Below are 15,389 nucleotides of genomic sequence, written 5' to 3' on the forward strand. Positions count from 1 at the left end.
GATAACCCAGACGCCCTGGTAACTTGAGACGGGGGAGTTCGTGTGACTATGGAATTTATTAAATCGAGTGTTTTTAGAGCGCTCCGCAGCCACCTGCAGGATATGAGCAAATTGAGCGTGGCCTCTTTTTTAGCCACGGCTCTAGATTTTATCGTTTTTTCGCTGTTCGTCAGGCTGTTCGAGCTTCCGGTTCCGCGAGGGGCCGTCTTCGGCTCCCTGGCGGGGGGAATTTTTCACTTTAGCCTTTGCCGTTTTTGGGTATTTGCTCGCTTCGAGCGCAATTTACTCGAAGCGGCTTTTCGTTATGCGATCGTCTCCGGAAGCGCCCTCGTCCTACACTCGACGTTGACGACCCTGTTGGCGACCTATTTGCTCGACATCGAAGAAACTGCCTGGTTGACGTCGAAGTTTTTAGTGTTTGCCTTTTGGATTTATCCCGGTAGCAAATACATGGTTTTCGGTCGATCGCGCCGATTCAGAACGGCCCGACGGCGCGGCTATCTGTGGTTCGGACGCTTGCGAAAAGGGCGCTGGTAAGGGGGATGGGCGCGGCGATCGATCGCCCCTGCGATCGCCTCACTTAGACCGAACGAGTACCGAAAGATCGCAGAGAAAGGCGGGCATTGAGCTCGCCTTTCTCTGTGAGAAAATCAAAAAAAAATCGCTCGACTTGACGAGAATATCCAAAAATTTGTTACAGCACTCGGGCGCCTGATGAGGTACAGTGCCGATCTCAATGTCTTGCATAGCAGAGGAAAATGCTATATTGCTTTTTTAAGTTCTATCTAGCGCAGTCCCCAGTGAAGAGGGAAGCCGCTATTGTAATCTTTGATTCAATAGCGGTAGTTCACAACAATCGAATTACGACGAATCTTGACAATGGCGATCGAGGAGTTCGATGATTTTATCGTAGGCAAAATTATCGATCCAAGTACGCAAGCAATGCACTAGAGGAGCTTCTCGGTCCGAGAGTCGGTCGAGTAAGGCGAATAGGGCGCGATCGTCCAAAACTAAGGCCGCTTTTCGTAACTCTTGTTTCCAGGAAGCGGATAAATCGGCGAGCAACTTCTCAATTTGTAATTCCTCCGCCGTCGGCGACGCTGTAGGAGGGGAAGCGGGATCGACGATCGCCTCCTGAGTCCCTCGAACATCTTCGCTAATCGTTTCCACCTCGATCTCGAACGCGAAGGTCGATCCGTTCTCCGGTTCCGAGGACAATTCGATCGCGCTGTCGAGGAGTTCGAGATGCTTGCGGACTAGAGCCAAACCCAATCCCGATCCCGTCGAACCCTTCGTCCCGACGCGCTCCGCCGTAAAGGGTTCGAAGATGCGATCGTGATTTTCCTCGGCGATTCCGATCCCCGTATCGCGCACCGCAAAGCGCAGGCGTTCCCGTAGGGTCTGCGCAGGACAATCCCCCGCCACCGGACGCACTTCTAAGCTCACTTCACCGTGGGTCGTAAATTTAATCGCATTTTCTAATAACTGGATTAAAACTTGAGTTAATTTAAGGCGATCGCTGCAAACATATCGAGGCAAATTCGGCGCGGCGATCGTTTGAAAACCCAGATTTTTCTGACGCGCCTTCACCCCGAAGATCTCTTCTAACTCCTGCAACAGTCGGTACAGGTCGAAATGCTCCAGTTTCAGCAATCCCCGTCCCACTTCGATCTTGGACAGGTCGAGAATTTCATTAATCAAACCCAGTAAATTTTCCCCGTTGCGGCGCACGATCTGCAAGTGTTCTCGTTCGATCTCCGATAAATTTGGACTGTGACGCAACAGGTCGCTAAAACCAAAAATTGCGTGTAACGGCGTGCGCAGTTCGTGACTCATATTCGCCAGAAACGCACTTTTGGCGCGATTGGCGGCTTCGGCGGCTTCTTTGGCGTGGACTAATTGCGCCTCGGCGGCTTTACGCGCGCGGATATCTTGAATTTGACCGATCGCGTAACGTGGCTTCCCCCGTTCGTCTTTGAGCAGCGAAATACTTGCCAGAGTGGCAATTTTTTCCCCGTCTTTATGTAAATATTCTCTTTCTTGAACCAGGGCCGATTGTCGTCCCTCGAAAAGGGGTTGCAAGGTTTTTGCAGCAAAATGCTCCTCGGGATCGACGATCGCGCAGACATTCAATTTTAATAATTCCTCGGCGTCGTAACCGAGTAAGTCGCACAACGCCCGATTGACCTGGATAAAATTACCTTGTAAATCGACGATCGCCATCGCCACCGCCGCATCGTCAAAGGCTCCCCGAAAGCGCTCCTCACTCTCGCGTAATTGCGCTTCGGCGAGCTTGAGTTCGGTAATATCGACCTCGATCCCATCCCAGATCGTGGTTCCGTCGGGCAACCGTCGCGGAACCGATCGCAGTTGCGACCACTGTAGGGATCCGTCCGGTTTGCGTTTGCGCATCTGCATTGAAAACACCGACAAATTGCGCCACGATTCCTCGGTGAGGCGATCGTGTAGGGGACGGTCTTCTTCGGCGATTAAAGCATACAGACTACTCGGATCGGCTTTGACCTGTTCTGGCGTCAGTCCGAGCAAGCGTTCGACCCCGCCACTCATATAAGAAAAGCGATAGCATCCGTCCGGGTCGCGCACGAGTTGGTAAATCAAACCGCGATCGAGATTGTCCCCGAGGATTTGTAACTGGGTTTCTCGTTCTTGCAAGGCGAGTTCGGCCCGTTTGCGATCGCTGATGTCTTCGACATGACAAATTGCATAAAGTGGTTCGCCGACTTCGTTGCGAACTAAACTGACCGCTAAATTGCCCCAAACGATATGTCCTTGCTTGTGGATGTAGCGTTTTTCGATCTGGTAGCGATCGATGTCTCCGGCGAGCAGTTTGTAGGCTAAATCGAGATCGATTTTCCAGTCGTCGGGATGACTGACACGTTCGATCGTCAATTGTTTGAGTTCGGCGTGAGAATAGCCGAGCATCCGGCATAATGCTGTATTGGCGCGTAAAAGCGTACCCTTTTTTTCCGGTTCCAAACTGGCGATCGCCATTCCAATCGGCGCATTTTCAAACGCCAGCCGAAATCGTTCTCGATTCTCGAAGAAAAATTGTTCTTGGGCTCGGCGATCGCTGGCATCGGACTGCAAGCCTACAATGTGAGTCACCGTTCCCTCGGCGTCGCGAAACGGGCAAATTTGAACCTGATTCCAAAAGCGAGTCCCGTCTTTGCGATAGTTTTCTAAAATCACCTCGCACGGTTCTCCCGTGGCGATCGCCTTTCGGAGGGTAGCGATTTGCGGTTGGTCGCGCTTTTTTCCCTGCAAGAAGCGACAATTTTGACCTTTCACTTCCGCAAAAGTATAACCCGTGAGTTGCTCGAATACGGAATTGACGTAAACAATGGGGTAGTCGGCACGAAGGGCATCCGAAATGGTCACCCCGATGCCGATTTGGGCGATCGCCCGTTCCAAAATCGTCCACTGCTGCTCGATTTGTGTCTGCTGGCGCCTGCGCGATCCAGATTGCAGCAACCGTTCGATCCGCACCAGTAAATCGCTGGATTCAAAGGGTTCTCTGAGGTAATCGACCCCTTCGCGTTCTAAAACGAGCGTCGGATCGAATGCTTCTCCCACCCCGATTCGGATTAAAATCGGGATGTGGCAATTCTCCGGTGGAGACGCTACGCGAACGAGGGCGCCGAGCATCTGCCAGATCGGCTCGAAATCTGCCCCTCGCACCACGATCGCGATCGGTTCGATCGGGTTGGTTCGCTGGCGTCCGCGCACGATCCAGCGTTCCCCCTCCAGACGCCCCGCACGAAGAGTATAGCCGCGATCGCCCAACATGGCTTGGTGTTGCTTCCAGTGTGACCCGCGATCGCCTAACCATAAAATAATAGAATTGTCCGACAAAGATAAGGAAGAATTGGCGCGGGGTGAAACCATCAACGGTACTCAAACTTCAAACTAACTTTAGTTGTATCAAACTCAGTTCCCGAGTGGCAATTCGACACTTATGCTTAGACGCAGTTGTTCTCAGGAATTCAATCGCTTCGATTGAGAAACTCCTCAGTTTCGAGGCAATTCGTTTCCCAGATTTTCCCTGAATCATTCACCCTTGCGATTCTGCAATAATTATCCACAAAAAAGAGGGGAGAAAACAACCGTCATCCCCCTCAGATACATTTCTTAATTTTTCTTGACAAAATCTAAGATTTTAGGCGATCGCCCTCCATTAAAAACCCCTCAGCTTTTTAGGGGAGGGCGATCGAGGGTTGGCGAATTTGGCGCCTAGAAATCGCCAACCCCCGAATTTCTTCCCATATTTACCATGAAGAAATCGCGCTCTAACGATAATCCTGACGTTGAATATCGCGCAAGCGCGCTTCCGGACGTTTGAAGCGATCGAGTTGCGCCTCAAAAAATGCTCGATTTGCTTGTAAGTGTTTCGGATTGGGATCGTCTAAAGGATAGAGCAACGCCGTGCGCAAAGCTTGAATCACCGCCGAGGTCACGCAATACATCGATCGCTGAAATGTAATTCCCAACTGAATTAACATATCATCTTCCCCCCGACAGTGTTTTTGATAGTAATCCACCAAATAGGGGGGCAAGAAATGTAACATATCCTGCATCAACAACGTCGGCGGAATCCCTGCAGTCCCCACGGGGAAAACATCGGCGTAAAGAATTCCGTAATGAAAGTCTTTTTGTTCGTTTGGAACTTCTTTCGCCTGGGCGTTATAAGATTTCGTTCCTCGGAAAGGTGCCGTGCGATAAAATACAGCTTCCACATAAGGTAAAGCCGCTTCGTAAAGCCACATAAAGCCCTTAGATTTCGGGATGATCTCGTAAACTTCGCCGCGAATGTGAGCGTGATGGTAAATCGGGCGTCCGGCGATCGCAAAAATGCCATTGACTAAGAAATTCATCGCCTCGGGAACCGTCGTTAACTTCCCTTCATCGTACAAGTCCGACATTTCAAAAAAGACCGGAGCCATCACTTCCCAAAACAGTCCGAGATTGCTGTAATAAGACAACTGACGAACTTGTTCGATAAACATGTCGGGAAACGCTTTATAAAGCCCCAACATCATCGGATTGCCTTTGAAATAGGCTTTAATTGCGCGATCGGCATTGGCTTTATATTCGTCCGTATCGAGATAGGCGTCAAACTGGCCCCATCCCATATCTCGACCGTGCCAGAGCATAGCTCTCATACAGGCTTCGGCAAATTCCATATTGACGCGATCGTGCAGCCAATGGTGGAGTAAACGCGGTAATTTTTTGCCGATTTCTCCTTTTTCAATAAATTCTAAAAGTTCGGGATGGGCCGTCGCTTCGCCGCGCCAAACTCGCAGATCGGCATCGTCTCCGGCGTAGTGATTGTGAAGGTCTAAATAATGTTGGGGAAGGAAGTATTTAAAAAAGGGTAAGGGGTTTAAAAAAACTTCTTCGGCGATATAGAGTAAATCGCGCCAGTAAAAGTCCATCGGCACTGCGTAGGCTTTATAAATGCCGATGATTTGCATTAAGTTTTCCGGCGTATCTGGCAACATAGCCCCCCCCGCTTCCAAACGGTGTACGATCGGGGCAAATTCGTGTTGCGAGGGGGGTAAAGTCGGTTTCGTCAGGGTCGCACTCATGGCAATTGATGGGTAAAGTTGAGGGGGATAAAATCTGAAAGTTGCAAACGATCGCGGGCGGAGTTGAAAGGCGATCGGTAGGGTTAAATTGGCCGACCCTACCGATGGGTTTCGGGCTTAAAATTGAACGGAGTTGAGTTGCGAAACAGTGGCGCCGCGACGCGAAAGCGTCTCCAAAGGAGAATCGCCGCGATCGATGTTTTTTCCTAAAGCGACGGGGGTCGCGATTGGCGCTTTTAACGCCAACGCCATTGCATTCGTCGTGGGTTCGCTCCAGCGCACCAACCAGGCGGGGCTAATTCCGAGAACGAAGATGGTCGCGGCTAAAATAAACGCCGGAACTCGTTCGCGCCACAGCACTTTCGGATAGTACGCCGTGGCGTTATCCAGCCGTCCGAAACAGGTGCGGTTGAGAAGAATGACGAAGTAAACCGCCGTCAAGCCGGAGGCGATGATACATAACAAGGTCGGAACCGGGAAAATGTCGAAACTGCCTTGAAACACCATAAATTCGGCGATAAACCCGACTAGACCGGGGATTCCGGCACTGGCCATTCCGGCTAAGACGAGCAAGCCACTGGTTAAGGGTAAACCGCGCACCGGACTCATCAACCCGTTGAGACGAGCCAGTTCCCGGGTACCGACTTTGATTTCGACGATCCCGACTAGGTAGAACAGTAAGGCGAGGATCAAGCCGTGACTGACCATCTGGGTGACGGCGCCCAAGGTACTCAGGGCGGTTCCCGCCGCCGTGGCGACCAAGATATAGCCCATGTGTCCGATGGAACTGTAGGCGACCATGCGTTTGATATCTTTTTGGGCGATCGCGGTCAATGCCCCGTAAAGCACGCTAATCACGCCGACGATCGCCAATCCGGGGGAAATGAGTTCCCAAGTCCCGGGAAAGAGTTGTAAACCGAAGCGAATTAAGCCGTAAGTGCCTAATTTGGCCAAAATACCGCCTAAAAGAATGGCGATCGGTGGGGAGGCTTCGACGTAGGCATCGGGCAACCAGGTATGCAGGGGAACTAGGGGGATTTTAATGCCAAAACCAATTAACAGGATGGTTAATAAAATGAATTGGCTCTTTAAGGAGAGATTTTGAGTGGCGATCGCCTCCCAATCGAAACTGCTCGCCCCGCTAAGCCATCCCATCCCCAAAAAGGCCGCGAGAATCAAAATTCCCGAAATCGCGGTGTAAATGAGGAATTTCATCGCCGCATAACCGCGTTTCTCGCCACCCCAAATGGCAATTAATAAGTAAAGGGGAATCAGTTCGAGTTCGTAAAAAAGGACGAATAATAACAAGTTTTGGGCGGCAAAAGCCCCGGCAATCCCGGCATTGACTAATAAAATCATCGGGTAGTAAAGCCGGGGGCGTTCGACGCCATCGCCACTGCCATAAATGGCAATCCAAGTTAGCATGGCCGACAGCGCTAACAGGGGAAAGGATAAGCCGTCGATCGCCAAATGATAGGTCAATCCCAGTTGAGGAACCCAAGGGGTGAATTCCCGTAACTGAAACCCGGAAACGCCGAGATCGAATTGCATGGCGATCGCCAACGTCCAGCCAAAAATGAGGGTGGCGATCGCCAGCGCCACGGTTCTCAACCAGGAACTATTGGCTTTTCCCGGCCAAAAGCCGACGATTGCCGCACCGATAAGAGGTAAGCAAATTAATGTAGTTAGCATTGTTATTGGAAGTGGGGAATGGGAAGTAGGCAGTAGGGACTCAGAAGCTGCAAGCCAGGAGAAAAGCTAGGAGAGTTGCTGGCGGGCAATTAGCCCGCCTTATCCTTCTTTTTGAGTTCTATCTGGCGACTCGTGCGAACCTACAACCAGATGGCTAACGTCACCAAAGTGGCAACGCCAAATAAAATGGTCAGGACATAAAATTGAGTTTGTCCCGAAACGTTATATTTCAAAGTTTGGCCGCTAAATACTGTGGCTAAACCGACGAGATTGACAAAACCATCGACGATATAGCGATCGAACCAAGAAATCAAACGGGAAACGATCGTCACGGCAAAAACAATCGTCAATTTGTACAGTTTGGCCGTGTAAAAATCGTAGGCGAAAAAGTTTTGCAGGGAAGCCGAACCCAAACGCACGGGTTTTTCCCAGCGATCGCCGATATATACGAACGCCCCCAAACCGAGACCGATCGCGCTCGAAACGGACAGCAAGATCGCGGCGGCGAGATTGAAACTCAAGCCGTCGGGGAGCAGTTGCCACTGCCAGAGCAAAATCGGCACGTGCAGCGCAAAACCTGCCAAGATTAGCATCGGTAACACCATCGGCCAGTGAACTTCGGGCGATCGCACGGTCATCGGTTTCGTTTTTCCGGCAAATAACAAGCCGAATTCGCGCGTCACGCTAAATGCAGTTAAGCCGTTGACGAGAAGGAGAACCGCGACTAATTCCGGTCGGGTTGCCCAGAGGCGATCGGCCATTTGTAGCAACGCCCAGAAGCCGCCAAACGGCGGTAGGGCAATCAGTCCGGCACCACCGATGATGAAGGACAGACCGGAGAGGGGACGGCGAGACCACAAGCCGCCATATTGGGTTAAATCTTGGGTGATATTGTTCCACACGATGCCGCCGACACTCATCACCAACAGGGCCATGGCTACGGCGTAGGCGAATAAGAGCATCAAGGCGGTATCGGTTTGTCCGGTGCCCACGGCGATAAACACCAATCCCATGTAGGCGCTGACCGAGTAAGAGAGGGAACGCTTCATGTCGATTTGGGCGATCGCGATCGCCGAGGCGCCCACTGCCGTGACCGAGCCGATGGCGACCGCCGCCGCTAAACCGATTTCTGAGAGGGCTAAAACGGGTTGTAATTTAATCAATACCCACGCCCCCGTGGCGACCACCACCGAGTTTCGCAAAATTGTACTCGGGAGCGGTCCTTCCATCGCTTCGTCCAGCCACAGGTGCAAGGGAAACTGAGCGCATTTCCCCAACGGTCCGGCAATCAGTGCCAAACCTAACAAGGTGGCGACGGTCGGATCCAGTTGGGCAGTTTCGGCCCATTGCGCTAATTCCGTAAAATTCCAAGTTCCCGCGAGGGGTAAGAGCGCAACCACGGCCATGAGCAGCACTAAGTCGCCGACCCGTTTGGTTAAAAACGCATCTCTAGCTCCGGTCACCACCAAACCCTGGCTGAACCACAAGCCGACGAGGAGATAAGTCCCCAGGGTGAGGATTTCTAAAACTACGTAACTGAAGAATAGGGAATTGCACAAGATTAACGAGCAAATCCCCGCTTCAAATAAACCGAGGAGGGCATAAAAGCGCGCCCATCCCCAGTCCATTTCCATATAGCCGACGGCGAAGATTTGGGCGAGCAGGTTGAGTCCGGTGACCAGGGCCATCGCCCCGACGCTGACGGCAGAGATTTCTACATCGAGGCTCAGATGCAACCCGGCGGCATCTAACCAGGTCCAAGATAGGGTTTGAGGGGGTTGGTTCCAAATCCCAGGAAGGGCGAACAAGCTGTGCGTGAAAGCCAGCAAGGTCATCAAGGCATTGGCATATCCGGCAGGTCGCGGACCGATGCGACGCAGGATCCCGGGCGACCACATCCCGGACATAATCCCCCCGATTAAGGTGTAACAAGGTACGAACCATACGGTTGTACCGAGGAAGTGATCCATCAGTGACGACCTCTAATAAACGGCAAAAAGCAAAGCTTACAAGAGCAAGGGAGGTCGGCGATCGCCCCTCAAACTACCCGCTTTGTAAGAAAAGTTAATTATTTTTTAATCTTGCTTTTAAGGGTACTATCCTCAAGGCGATCGATCCAAGAGATTGTCAAAAAAATCGGTAATCTGCTGTCTAAGCTGGGCTTATAGGAGGCGATCGCGACCGATTCAAGGGGGTTATTTAAGGCGATCGGGGAGAATGAATAGATTTTAATTTATTGTTATTATTGTTTTTATTGATTGTTTTGAGTCATTTTTTTTAAAATCGAAAAAAGAATTAACTTTTGGCGGCGATCGCCACGATGGAGGCGTCGTCGGCGAAATCGAGGGGTGAGCGGACGGGGGGATCCTCGGGGTGCGCGGGGCGATCGCACGGCGACACCATAGGTCGATCGCGCCGTCAAACTCAAACGATAAAATTAAAAATCTAAAATCTCAAATCTAAAATCCAAACATGGGATCGAATCCAATCGCCGATAAATTCTCCCAACCCCTCGATCGCGTGGCGTGGGTCGCGATGGCGATCTTGACCGTTATCATTGCCGCGATCTTGCTCACCGGAGAACGAACCGCCCCCTCGGTCAGGGAATTTAGCTGGGACGAGCAGCAAATTGGAGCGGAAGATCGCGCCTTCATCATGACCTTTTCCCGACCGATGAATCGGGAATCGGTCGAAGATCACCTCAAGATCGAACCGCCGTTACCGGGAAAAATCAGTTGGGCGGGTCGGCGGATGGCGTACACCCTCGATCGCCCCGCGCCTTACGGCTTTGAGTTCCAAGTAACCTTGGACGGCGCCCGCGATCGCTTTTCCGACCCGGACGACGAAAGCGCCCAAATCCAACCCTTTCTCAGTCGATTCCGCAGTCGAGATCGCGCGATCGTCTACCTCGGCGTCGAACCGGAAGAACGGGGACGCCTGATTCTCTACAACCTCAGTACCGCAGACGAGACGACGCCGAGAAAAACGATTCTCACCCCGAAAGAATTGTGGGTGACAGACTACGAACCCTATCCCGAAGGCGATCGGATCTTATTCTCCGCCAGCGATCGCCTTTCGTTCTTGCAAGGTCGATTCGAGCAACAACTGTACACCGTCACCACCGGAATTCATCCCGACATACCCGGGGAACCGCCCCCCGATCCCAAACCGCCGGGAAAAATCGAGCGCATTTTAGACAGCCAAGAATATCAAAACCTCAGTTTCGACCTAGCCCCCAACGGCCAGATCGCCGTCGTCCAACGGATTCCCAAAGACAATCCGGGTCAAGTCAGCTTGTGGAAAATCGAACCCGGGAAAGCCCCGGAATCCCTGGGGAACGAACCCGGTGGGGATTTTATGATTACCCCGGACAGTACCGGGGTCGTCGTCGCCCAAGGACAAGGCTTGGCCAACTTGCCCTTAGAACCGAATGCCGAACCGTTGGATTTCATGGCCCAATTCGGCCAGATCCTCAGTTTCAAGCGGGACGGAAGCGCCGCCGCGATGGTCAAGTTCAACACCGACTACACGCGATCGCTGTTCCTGGTCATTCCCGCCCAAGGGGTTCAAAAAGAACTGTGGCGGACCAACGGCTCGATTTTAGACGCTCAATTTAGCCCCAATGGGGATATTCTCTACTGTTTACTGACGAAATTAATTCCCGGCGACGAGTATCAAGAAGAACCGTATATCGCCGCGATCGACCTCAACACCGAGCAGTTACAAACCTTAATCGTCTTACCCCAACAGCGAGAAATTCAGATGAGCTTGTCCCCAGACGGGTTGGGGTTGCTCTTCGATCAAATTTTTGTCGCCAGTGGGGAGGAGAACCCTGCCGTATCCACAGACTTGCCGCGCACCAGTTCGGGAGCGACGGTTACGGGAAGTCGCCTGTGGTTGTTACCCTTGACCGGGGCACCTCCGGCAGAAGAGGTTAAGGGGGAACTCAAACCGGAACAATTGCCGTTTAGCGGATTGCAGCCGGATTGGTTGCCTTAGAGGTCGAGACGATCGCGCAAGTTCGCCAGTTGTTGTCTGGCTTTGGTGTGGTTGGGGGTAATTCGCAAGGCGCGATCGTAAGATTCGATCGCCTCTTCGTAGCGTTCGAGTAATTCGAGGGCAACCCCCCGGTTGTACCAGGCACTAGCCGGGCCGGTCGTTAAGCCCCAATCCCCCTGACTGGCTAAGGCGCGGTCGTAAGCGACGATCGCCTCTTCGTAGCGGCCTTCTTGGAGCAGGGCCGTGCCTTTGTTATACCAAGCCAAGGCAAATTGATCGTCGAGGGCGATCGCGCGATCGAAGGCATCGAGAGCATCTTCGCGACGATCTAAGCGCCACAACACCGAACCGCGATTGATGTGAGCGTCTGCGGCTCGATTCTCGCCCCAACTGCCATCTCCGGCCAAGGCGCGATCGAACGATTCTAGAGCGGCTTCGTTACGGTCGGTATCTTTGAGGATCGTGCCGCGACTGAGCCACGCGAGGGAGTATTGAGGGCGCAACTCCACCGCGCGGTTGAGTTCGGCGATCGCCTCGTCGTAGCGTTGTAACGCTGCCAAGCTCATTCCCCGACCGATTCGAGCATCCACATTATCCCCGTCGAGATCGACGGCGCGATCGTAAAGGTCCAACGCTGCATCGTACTTTTTAGAATTGAGCAAAAATTGCCCTTCCGAAAGCAAGGATTGCAACTCGCTCGGTTCTGCTGCTGGCGTCTCCGGCAGATCTTCGCTCCCAGGTTCCGGGGAAGGCACCGCCTCGGACTCCGGCTCGGGCGCCGCCGTCGGCATCGGCGTCGTCTCTTCATCGGTGACCTGGCCGGAATCCCGACTGCCCGTCGGATCGGTTTGAGCCCACACTGGAGAGGTCAAACCCGTCATCAGCGCTGCCATCATACCGATCCATTTAAAGGAGTTCCGCATCGCTCTAGCCTCTAGAAATCATCGGGTTTTCACAAACACAAAAAATTGTAACAATCTCTCGATCCCCTCGGCGCGTGTCACGATCGCCCCGGTGGGGGGGTGAGATCTGCTCCATCGTTCGGGCTTATCCCGTAGCCTCCAAGGAAGAAGACTCGGCAATCGAACGGCGATCGCCTAGAGAGGTATTTGGGGAGAGGCGCCGCACGGGTAAAGTCACCGTCACCGTGGTTCCCACGTCGAGTTCGCTGTCAATTTCAATTTGTCCCCCGTGCAGCTCCACACAACGTTTGACAATCGCCAATCCCAACCCGGTTCCTTGAATCGTCGCAACGTTGCTGCCTCGCTGAAACGCTTGGAAAATAGCCCGTCGTTCGGTGGCAGGCACCCCGATGCCGCGATCGCGAACTTGCAAGCACACGATCGCCGAACAGGTATCGTCCGCAGGCTCTAACTGCGCTACCCCTCCCAAAATCTGGTAACGGTTCGCTTCCTGGCCGTCGCTGCCGAGATCCGCATCCTCCCGGTGGAGGTCGCGACAACGGACGATTAACTCGATCGCTCCTCCGCCGGGGGAGTATTTAATCGCATTAGACAATAAATTGGTTAAAATTTGTTGCAATAGTTGGCCGTCGAGTATTAAATTCTGGCAGTCCCCTTCAAAATTCAAGGCGATTTCGCGGCGGGGATCCCCCGCTTCGGCCACTAATGCCCGACACCATTGTTCGAGATCCAAGACCAAAGGATTGAACTCCAATTGACCCGATTGCGCCAGATCGATCGACAATACATCGCGCACTAATTGACTCAAGTGCCCGGCAGCAGTTTGAATCCGTTGTAAATGTTTTTTTCTTTTGTCTTCACCCCACCTCGGCCAATAACATTCGAGCAGTTCTGCCGAGGAAATAATGGCTGTTAAAGGAGTTTGATATTCGTGAGAAATCGTCGTCACGATGCCCGAGCGCAAGGCATTGAGTTCTCGTTCGCGCTCCAACGCTTTGAGAATTTCTCGTTCCGCTTGCTTTTCCTGCAACAAACGCTGGACGCGCCTGCGTAACACGGCCCAGTGGATCGGTTTGGTGATGTAGTCCGTGGCCCCCACTTGAAAGGCTCGGTCTACGGAATCTTCGTCTTCCAAACTGGTGATCATTAAAATCGGCGTACTTTTAAGTTCCGAGACCGCTTGTATTTGCTGGCAACAGGCAAACCCATCCAAACCCGGCATTCGCGCGTCGAGCAATACCATGTCGGGCTGAATTTGGCGGTACGCTTCAACGCCCTCCAATCCATTACTGGCTTCGGCGACGCGATACCCTTCTTTGATCATGGCGCGACGCAACATCATGCGAGTGGTGCGATCGTCGTCCACGAGGAGAATGAGGGGGGAGTGGGTCGGTGAAAAGTTAATATTCATATTTCAAAAACTTGCCAGATTGACGAGGTTTTGGCCAATTGGTCGCTCTCCCCAAACGAGGCGATCGCGCCTCATGTGAATGGCAGTAGAAATCCGTAGAACTCTATTATCTCTGGAATCTCCCTCAATTGCCTAGATTGGAATGGGCAGCAGCGATCGCTTCTTTCTTTTTAGTATGCCCTCGCTTGTGAGTTTGTTGGCCGTTCTCGATTTGACGAGAGTCGAGACCTGTTGTTAACCCTCTACCCCAGTTCACACTCAAGACCGAGATCGGGTCGAGCCTTGAAGTCGTTACGCAGCTTAGAAAGATCGTGACATGAGATTGACAATTCCCATGGATTTATCTCTAAATTCTTATAACTTCCTTCTCCTAGGAGATAAGATCGGGAGGCTCCCCGAGTAACCTGTCCCGATTTGTGTGACGATGGGTAAAGCTCAGAGAGCAACCCGTCCTATCTTTTAAGGGCAGCGTTCTCGGGGGTTCCGCTCTTCCTGGGGGCTAGCTCGAATCGACTGGGGGCAAACGGCTCTGGCGATCGCATCTTTGGCTCTACCCTTACAGATTTCCTTTCCCCAAGAGATCGAATGGCTCGACTTCTCGACCGCATGGGCGAGATCTTCCGCATTTAGAATGGCAAGATAGTGCTGAGGTAACCACCATTTTCGATGCTGATGCGACCTGCTAAACAAGGGGACTCGAAACCTCCGAAGACCTCGGAACGATTTTCTGCCAAGCTGGGAAGCCCGCCTCGTATTCGGTAGGCTTGGGGTCAGGAAAATGTCACAATGCTGGATAAATGATTGTTAGTGTTGTCCTGTTTTCGGGAAATCGTGTAAATTTCTCCAGTCTGGCATCGGCTCTGAGATGTCAGCGTCTTCGATCGTTCTTACCCAGTTCACACCGCATTTGTTGTAGCTATGGCTCCTGCCAAGATTCTTGTCGTTGATGACGATCCTGCCATCCGCAATTTGATCTATCGCTTTCTGAGTCAGCAAGAGTATCAAATGGAGTCGGCAGAGGATGGAAAAAAAGCTCTAGAGAGTTTTGAAAAATTTAACCCCGATCTGGTGATTCTTGACGTTAATTTGCCGGATACCACCGGGTATCAGCTTTGTCAGGAAATGCAAAAACGCACGGGGGTTTTTGTCTTGATGCTGACCAGTCGCACCGATGAAGCTGATAAAATTCGAGGGTTTAATTTGGGGGCGGATGACTACATCACCAAGCCCTTTAGTCTGGTCGAACTCGGAGCCAGGGTGGGGGCGCTTTTGAAACGACAGCGTGTCGTCCAAACCGCCGAACAGCCGTCTTTGACCTTCGGCGCGATGTGTATCGATCCGGTGCGTCGCGAGGTGACTCTCAACGAAAAACCTGTTTCTTTAACGGCTTTGGAATTTGATTTACTTTACTTTTTGGCCAGTCATCCCGGTCGTGTTTGGCGGCGATCGGAATTGTTACAGGAAGTTTGGGATTATGACTACGTGGGTGACCAGCGCGTGGTAGACGTTCATATCGGCCAAATCCGACGCAAAATCGAACCGGATACGGGGAGTCCTTCACTGATTCAAACCGTCCGAGGGGTGGGCTACAAGTTTGAGATTCAAAGTTCGGATCGATCGCCGGAAATGGAAGTATGAATGCGAAGACCGAGCGGTTGCGGGGGGCGATCTCTGGAACCGTCTCAATCTTTGTGGGTTTTGCTGGGTGTCGGTCGGTATTTTGGGGTCGATCGCCGTTGGCGTCCGCGATCGGGTCTC

At 52.3% G+C, this 15,389-nt stretch carries 9 protein-coding genes; 3 read left to right on the forward strand and 6 right to left on the reverse strand.

Translation table 11 applies throughout. The features are described from left to right. Window positions 1-117 precede the first annotated feature (117 nt). A complete protein-coding gene (locus HCG48_RS09320; RefSeq protein ID WP_168568913.1) occupies window positions 118-537 on the forward strand; it encodes a GtrA family protein in 420 nt (139 codons plus the stop codon). A gap of 324 nt (window positions 538-861) precedes the next feature. On the opposite strand, the gene HCG48_RS09325 is transcribed toward HCG48_RS09320, so the two are convergent. The 4 genes from HCG48_RS09325 to HCG48_RS09340 form a co-directional block, all read right to left on the reverse strand. Then, window positions 862-3,906: a PAS domain-containing sensor histidine kinase gene (locus tag HCG48_RS09325; RefSeq protein ID WP_168568914.1), complete on the reverse strand. Its 3,045-nt coding sequence runs from the start codon at window positions 3,904-3,906 to the stop codon at window positions 862-864. A gap of 401 nt (window positions 3,907-4,307) precedes the next feature. Further along, window positions 4,308-5,606: a CO2 hydration protein CupA gene (locus HCG48_RS09330; RefSeq protein WP_168568915.1), complete on the reverse strand. Its 1,299-nt coding sequence runs from the start codon at window positions 5,604-5,606 to the stop codon at window positions 4,308-4,310. A 117-nt stretch (window positions 5,607-5,723) separates the two neighbouring features. After that, the gene (locus tag HCG48_RS09335; protein ID WP_168568916.1) at window positions 5,724-7,298 is read right to left on the reverse strand and encodes an NADH-quinone oxidoreductase subunit M; all 1,575 of its coding nucleotides are present in this window, start codon (window positions 7,296-7,298) and stop codon (window positions 5,724-5,726) included. 140 nt (window positions 7,299-7,438) lie between these two features. Continuing rightward, window positions 7,439-9,268, reverse strand: coding sequence for an NAD(P)H-quinone oxidoreductase subunit F (locus HCG48_RS09340; RefSeq protein WP_168568917.1), 1,830 nt, complete (start codon window positions 9,266-9,268; stop codon window positions 7,439-7,441). Between the two features lie 502 nt (window positions 9,269-9,770). On the opposite strand from HCG48_RS09340, the gene HCG48_RS09345 reads away from it, so the two are divergent. Next, entirely contained in the window at window positions 9,771-11,297 is a 1,527-nt protein-coding gene (locus HCG48_RS09345) for a hypothetical protein (protein ID WP_168568918.1), read from the forward strand. Here HCG48_RS09345 and HCG48_RS09350 read toward each other — a convergent pair. Together HCG48_RS09350 and HCG48_RS09355 are read right to left on the reverse strand one after the other, a co-directional pair. Then, on the reverse strand, window positions 11,294-12,220 hold the full coding sequence (locus tag HCG48_RS09350) for a tetratricopeptide repeat protein (RefSeq protein WP_168568919.1): 927 nt from the start codon (window positions 12,218-12,220) through the stop codon (window positions 11,294-11,296). The two genes, HCG48_RS09345 and HCG48_RS09350, sit on opposite strands and share 4 nt — an antisense overlap. 124 nt (window positions 12,221-12,344) lie before the next feature. After that, window positions 12,345-13,631 carry a hybrid sensor histidine kinase/response regulator gene (locus HCG48_RS09355; RefSeq protein ID WP_168568920.1) on the reverse strand — a complete coding sequence of 429 codons (1,287 nt, stop codon included), beginning with the start codon at window positions 13,629-13,631 and terminating at the stop codon, window positions 12,345-12,347. Window positions 13,632-14,549: 918 nt separating this feature from the next. On the opposite strand from HCG48_RS09355, the gene HCG48_RS09360 reads away from it, so the two are divergent. Continuing rightward, on the forward strand, window positions 14,550-15,269 hold the full coding sequence (locus tag HCG48_RS09360; RefSeq protein ID WP_168568921.1) for a response regulator transcription factor: 720 nt from the start codon (window positions 14,550-14,552) through the stop codon (window positions 15,267-15,269). Window positions 15,270-15,389 lie beyond the last annotated feature (120 nt).

It is taken from the genome of Oxynema aestuarii AP17 (genome assembly GCF_012295525.1).
Lineage (GTDB): Bacteria > Cyanobacteriota > Cyanobacteriia > Cyanobacteriales > Laspinemataceae > Oxynema > Oxynema aestuarii.

What these genes read in the sequence shown, in the direction of transcription:
- HCG48_RS09325 (WP_168568914.1), bottom strand. Translation starts at nt 3,906, where the DNA reads ATGGTTTCACCCCGCGCCAATTCTTCCTTATCTTTGTCGGACAATTCT.
- HCG48_RS09330 (WP_168568915.1), bottom strand. Translation starts at nt 5,606, where the DNA reads ATGAGTGCGACCCTGACGAAACCGACTTTACCCCCCTCGCAACACGAA.
- HCG48_RS09335 (WP_168568916.1), bottom strand. Translation starts at nt 7,298, where the DNA reads ATGCTAACTACATTAATTTGCTTACCTCTTATCGGTGCGGCAATCGTC.
- HCG48_RS09340 (WP_168568917.1), bottom strand. Translation starts at nt 9,268, where the DNA reads ATGGATCACTTCCTCGGTACAACCGTATGGTTCGTACCTTGTTACACC.
- HCG48_RS09345 (WP_168568918.1), top strand. Translation starts at nt 9,771, where the DNA reads ATGGGATCGAATCCAATCGCCGATAAATTCTCCCAACCCCTCGATCGC.
- HCG48_RS09350 (WP_168568919.1), bottom strand. Translation starts at nt 12,220, where the DNA reads ATGCGGAACTCCTTTAAATGGATCGGTATGATGGCAGCGCTGATGACG.
- HCG48_RS09355 (WP_168568920.1), bottom strand. Translation starts at nt 13,631, where the DNA reads ATGAATATTAACTTTTCACCGACCCACTCCCCCCTCATTCTCCTCGTG.
- HCG48_RS09360 (WP_168568921.1), top strand. Translation starts at nt 14,550, where the DNA reads ATGGCTCCTGCCAAGATTCTTGTCGTTGATGACGATCCTGCCATCCGC.